At 60.1% G+C, this 2892-nt stretch carries 5 protein-coding genes; 3 read left to right on the top strand and 2 right to left on the bottom strand.

All coding sequences use genetic code 11. The features are described from left to right. Nucleotides 1-50 precede the first annotated feature (50 nt). Both B3520_RS13275 and B3520_RS13270 read right to left on the bottom strand, forming a co-directional pair. Nucleotides 51-302: a DUF1244 domain-containing protein gene (locus tag B3520_RS13275; protein WP_024462203.1), complete on the bottom strand. Its 252-nt coding sequence runs from the start codon at nucleotides 300-302 to the stop codon at nucleotides 51-53. Nucleotides 303-312: 10 nt separating this feature from the next. Beyond that, nucleotides 313-1251 carry a LysR family transcriptional regulator gene (locus tag B3520_RS13270; protein ID WP_286876223.1) on the bottom strand — a complete coding sequence of 313 codons (939 nt, stop codon included), beginning with the start codon at nucleotides 1249-1251 and terminating at the stop codon, nucleotides 313-315. 143 nt (nucleotides 1252-1394) lie between these two features. Between B3520_RS13270 and B3520_RS13265 the strand changes: the two genes are divergently transcribed. The 3 genes from B3520_RS13265 to B3520_RS17435 all read left to right on the top strand — a co-directional run. Next, the gene (locus B3520_RS13265) at nucleotides 1395-1838 is read left to right on the top strand and encodes a DoxX family protein (protein WP_286807478.1); all 444 of its coding nucleotides are present in this window, start codon (nucleotides 1395-1397) and stop codon (nucleotides 1836-1838) included. A gap of 24 nt (nucleotides 1839-1862) precedes the next feature. Next, on the top strand, nucleotides 1863-2672 hold the full coding sequence (locus B3520_RS13260) for a DODA-type extradiol aromatic ring-opening family dioxygenase (protein ID WP_286876221.1): 810 nt from the start codon (nucleotides 1863-1865) through the stop codon (nucleotides 2670-2672). A 94-nt stretch (nucleotides 2673-2766) separates the two neighbouring features. Continuing rightward, a partial coding sequence (locus B3520_RS17435; protein ID WP_349678486.1) for an ATP-binding cassette domain-containing protein occupies nucleotides 2767-2892 on the top strand: 126 nt, incomplete at its 3' end.

Here is a 2892-nt window from a genome sequence, read left to right as displayed (position 1 = left end):
GGAATTAATCAGAGTGTCCTTAAATACAATATGACAATAAGGCGGGCCGATCAGCGGGGTGTCTGATAGCGGGCCTTCCACTCCTCATAGGGCATGCCGTAGACCATTTCCCGCGCCGTGTCCTTGTCCACGTCCAGGCCACGCTCCTGGGCCGCCTCCATATACCACTTGCTCAGGCAGTTGCGGCAGAAGCCGGCCAGCTCCATGAGATCGATGTTCTGGACGTCCTTGCGCTCATCCAGATGTTTGAGCAGGCGCCGAAAGGCCGCCGCTTCGAGTTCGGTTTGGGTTTGAGTATCCATGGGGTCTCCTCTAGTCTGAGCTAAGTGTAACACCGCGATTGGGCTGACCATCAAACCCATCCCAATAGGGTGGATCCCCGAAGTAGCCCTCAATGAAGTCCACAAAGGCGCGCACTTTCGTGGCCAGCAGGCGTCGGTGGGCGTAAACGACATAAAGAGCCAGGGATTCCGGCTCGTGGTCCGGTAACAGAACCTGAAGCCGCCCGGCCTGAATCGCCGGGCCAACTATGAAGGTGGGCTGCAGCACCAGGCCCGCGCCGGCCTCGGCCAGCCGCCCCAGTACATCTCCATTGTTGGTCGCCAGCCCGGCCAGCTGCTCGGCCTCGGGTATCAACCACTTGAGCAGTGGCTCGCTGCTCTCATCCATATAGCTGTAACGCAGAAAGCGATGCCCCTTGAGCGAAGCGAGACTATGGGGTGTTCCTCGGGCAGCCAGATAGGCAGGGGAAGCGCAGAGTACCATGCGCACCGGTGCGATCCGCTTGGCAACCAATGAGGAGCTCTGCAGTCGGCCGATACGCAAAGCAATATCGAAGCCCTCATCGACAATATCCACCTTGCGATCATTGAGCTGGAGATCGATTTCGATGCCCGGATAGGTCTGCTGAAAGTCCGCCAGAAGCGGCCCCATATGCAATGCGGCGAAGGACACCGGGGCACTGATGCGCAGACGTCCGCGCGCCTGGTGCTGCCAGTTGCCGAGCTGGCTTTCCACGGCTTCCAACTCGTCCAGCAACGGTTTCGCGCGGGCGTGATAAGCAGTGCCCGCTTCGGTCAGGTGCAGTTGGCGCGTCGTACGGTTGAGCAAACGCACTCCTAGGTGTACCTCCAACTGCCCCACGTACTTGCTGACCAACTGCGTGGACACCCCCATTTGCTCAGAGGCCCGCGTAAAGGAGCCCTCGGCCACCACCGTGACAAAGGCGCGCATAGCGGTCAAACGGTCCATGGCCAGCCTCCCGTTGTCGAAAATATTCAACTATCAATGATTTGTTGACAATAATACAACAAATAACCCATTAATTTACTAATGAGTTGATAGTAATCTGAAACCGTTGATTACCCACAGCCACTAGTTATTGGAGATTCCCCATGTCACACCCATTGATTAAAAACGCTCTGCAATCCGACGCCGGCTTTGGCGCTCTGCTCCTGCGGGTTCCCACCGGCATCATCCTGGCGGCCCACGGCGCGCAAAAACTCTTTGGCTGGTTTGGTGGTTACGGCCTCGAAGGTACCGGGCAATGGCTGGCAAGCATCGGTCTTCAACCGGGCCTGTTGATGGCTCTACTGGCGGGCAGCGCCGAGTTTTTTGGTGGCCTGGCCCTGATGTTTGGCCTGCTCACCCGACCGGCCGCTCTGGTGTCAGCCTTTACCATGGTGGTGGCGATTTTCAGCGTGCACATTGGTAATGGCCTGTTTATGGCCAACAATGGTTACGAGTTTGCGCTCAGCCTGCTCGCCGCCACAGCGGCCCTGACCCTGTTGGGCGCCGGGCGACTGTCACTGGACAACCTGATCGCCAAACGCATTTAACGGGAAACCCGGAGGCACACCGTCATGGCCAACAAGCCCGACATTCTCTATATCTCCCACGGCGGCGGCCCACTACCGCTGCTGGGGGACCCGGCGCACAACGAGCTGGTGATACAACTGACCTCACTGGGTAAGCGCCTACGTCGGCCCTCGGCGATCATTGTGGTCAGTGCCCACTGGGAAGCGCCCGTCGCCGCCGTCACCAGCGGTGCCCAGCCGCCGCTGATTTACGACTACTCCGGCTTTCCGCCCGAGTCGTACGAGATTCAGTACCCCGCCCCCGGCGCGCCGGGACTGGCCACGCAGGTCAGTCAGGCGCTCAGCCAGGCGGGACTGGACGCCGTGCAAGACCTCGAAAGGGGCTTTGATCATGGGCTGTTTGTGCCCCTCAAGCTCCTTTTCCCCGAGGCGGATATTCCCTGTATCCAACTGTCGCTGCTGACATCCCTGGACCCGGCGACCCACATCGCCCTGGGGCGGGCGTTGCAGAGCCTGGAGTGGGACAACCTACTGGTGATCGGCTCGGGCTTTTCTTTTCACAACATGAAGGCTTTTTTCGAGCCAGTCACAGCGCAGAGCGATGCGCGCAATAAAGCCTTCGAAGACTGGCTGACCGACACCCTGATCAACCCGGCTCTGAGCGAGACCGAGCGGTCAGGGCGACTGGTAGACTGGAGCACGGCTCCGGAAGCCCGCTACTGTCACCCCCGCGAGGAACACCTGCTACCCCTGCACCTGTGCTATGGTCTGGCGCAGCGGCCGGCGGACGAGCACGAATCGATTCGGGTGCTGGGTAAGCGGGCCGGTATGTTTTGTTGGCGAGGCGAGCACTGAGCCAAGGGGCTGACATCCATCCGGGCCCCTTGGTCGTACTGACCAACTCCCGTATATTGAGCCCTTCTGCCAACTCCGGAGTCTGCCCCCGCTTATGTCCCACGAAGCCATCATTGTCCGCGGCGCCCGCCAGAACAACCTGAAGAACCTGGACCTGGATATCCCCCTGGGGGAAATGGTGGTGGTCACCGGCGTCAGCGGCTCGGGCAAGTCCACCCTG

Origin of the sequence: Marinimicrobium sp. UBA4509 (assembly GCF_002388575.1) — a bacterium.
Classification (GTDB): Bacteria; Pseudomonadota; Gammaproteobacteria; order Pseudomonadales; family Cellvibrionaceae; genus Marinimicrobium; species Marinimicrobium koreense.
The sequence above is the reverse complement of the archived record's forward strand: the minus strand, read 5'-3'. Positions and strand labels throughout refer to the sequence as shown.

Bases quoted from the DNA above. Each gene is read 5' to 3' on its own strand.
- B3520_RS13265 (WP_286807478.1), top strand. From the start codon at position 1,395: ATGTCACACCCATTGATTAAAAACGCTCTGCAATCCGACGCCGGCTTT.
- B3520_RS13275 (WP_024462203.1), bottom strand. From the start codon at position 302: ATGGATACTCAAACCCAAACCGAACTCGAAGCGGCGGCCTTTCGGCGC.
- B3520_RS13260 (WP_286876221.1), top strand. From the start codon at position 1,863: ATGGCCAACAAGCCCGACATTCTCTATATCTCCCACGGCGGCGGCCCA.
- B3520_RS13270 (WP_286876223.1), bottom strand. From the start codon at position 1,251: ATGGACCGTTTGACCGCTATGCGCGCCTTTGTCACGGTGGTGGCCGAG.